Annotated in this window: 2 protein-coding genes; both read left to right on the top strand. The window is 61.0% G+C overall.

The genetic code is table 11. The features are described from left to right. The first annotated feature begins 95 nt into the window (after positions 1–95). Positions 96–1,058 (top strand): sugar ABC transporter substrate-binding protein, encoded by a 963-nt coding sequence (locus HLUSI_RS0106795; RefSeq protein ID WP_016833271.1) that lies wholly within the window; start codon positions 96–98, stop codon positions 1,056–1,058. A gap of 99 nt (positions 1,059–1,157) precedes the next feature. Beyond that, a partial coding sequence (locus HLUSI_RS27355; RefSeq protein ID WP_040503235.1) for an ATP-binding cassette domain-containing protein occupies positions 1,158–1,647 on the top strand: 490 nt, incomplete at its 3' end.

Genomic DNA, 1,647 nt, shown 5'->3' with positions numbered 1-1,647 from the left:
AAAACCCCGTTTGCGCACAAAAGCAAAACACCAATAACAGCATGCCGATCCATACGAATTGCTGCTCACCCGAATATCTGGAACCTGGAGACATCATGAATAAACGTATCCGCCTCAAGCTGATTGCCGCCGCCGTCCTCGCCTGCGCCCTGCCGGCCCTGCCCGTGCTGGCGCAAACCCAAACTGCCGCCAAGCCAAAGGTCGCGCTGGTGATGAAGTCGCTGGCCAATGAGTTCTTCCTGACCATGGAAAACGGCGCCAAGGAGCACCAGAAAGCCCACGCCGCGCAATACGACCTGATCGCCAACGGCATCAAGGACGAGCAGGACACCGCCAACCAGATCAAGATCGTCGAACAGATGATCGTCTCGAAGGTCAGCGGCCTGGTGATCGCACCGGCCGACTCCAAGGCGCTGGTGCCGGTCATCAAGAAGGCCATCGACGCCGGCATCATCGTGGTCAACATCGACAACAAGTTCGACGATGCCGCACTGAAGGAAAAGGGCATTACCGTGCCGTTCGTCGGTCCGGACAACCGCAAGGGCGCCAAGTTGGTCGGCGACTTCCTGGCCAAGCAGATCAAGAGCGGCGACAAGGTTGCGATCATCGAAGGCGTCTCGACCACCTTCAATGCGCAGCAACGCACGCTGGGCTTCCAGGATGCGATGAGCGCAGCCGGCGCCAAGGTGGTGTCGGTACAATCGGGCCAATGGGAAATCGATCCGGGCAACAAGGTTGCCGCCTCGATGCTGAACGCCAATCCTGACATCAAGGCGATCCTGGCCGGCAACGACAACATGGCGCTGGGCGCAGTCGCCGCGGTCAAGGCGGCAGGCAAGGCCGGCAAGGTGCTGGTGGTCGGCTACGACAACATCAACGCCATCAAGCCGATGCTCAAGGACGGCCGCGTGTTGGCGACCGCCGACCAGTTCGCTTCGCAGCAAGCCGTGTTCGGCATCGAAACCGTACTGAAGGCGCTGGCTGACAAGAAGAAGCAAAGCAGCCTGAGCGGCGCGGTTGAAACCAAGGTCCAGCTGGTGACCAAGGACAGCAAATAAGCCGTAGAAAACCAAATGAAGCACCGGGCGGGACGCACGTGCGTTCCGCCCTTCCTGCAACACCGAATTTCTGAACCACACCTTCACGGTGGAGACTGCATGTCCAATCCATCATCCCCGGCTTTGCTGTCGCTCAGCGGTATCGGCAAGACTTACGTCGAACCGGTGCTCAGCGAAGTTTCGCTGGAACTCCGTCCCGGCCAGATCCTGGCGCTGACCGGCGAGAACGGCGCCGGCAAGAGCACGCTGTCGAAAATCGTCTGCGGCCTGGTGCAATCCACCACGGGCGCCATGCAGCTCGACGGCCAGCCTTACCAGCCGCGCTCGCGCACCGAGGCCGAACAGCTCGGCATTCGCATGGTGATGCAGGAACTGAACCTGATCCCGACGCTGAGCATCGCCGAAAACCTGTTCCTGAATCAGTTGCCGCAACGCTTCGGCTGGATCGACAAGCCGAAACTGGCGGCACTGGCGCAGGCGCAAATGGCGGCGGTCGGCCTGACCGACATCGATCCCTGGACGCCGGTCGGCGACCTCGGCGTCGGTCATCAGCAAATGGTGGAGATCGCGCGCAACCTGATCGGCAGCT

This window comes from Herbaspirillum lusitanum P6-12 (assembly GCF_000256565.1).
Taxonomy (GTDB): domain Bacteria; phylum Pseudomonadota; class Gammaproteobacteria; order Burkholderiales; family Burkholderiaceae_D; genus Herbaspirillum; species Herbaspirillum lusitanum.
This window is presented reverse-complemented; position numbering and strand designations above follow the sequence as displayed.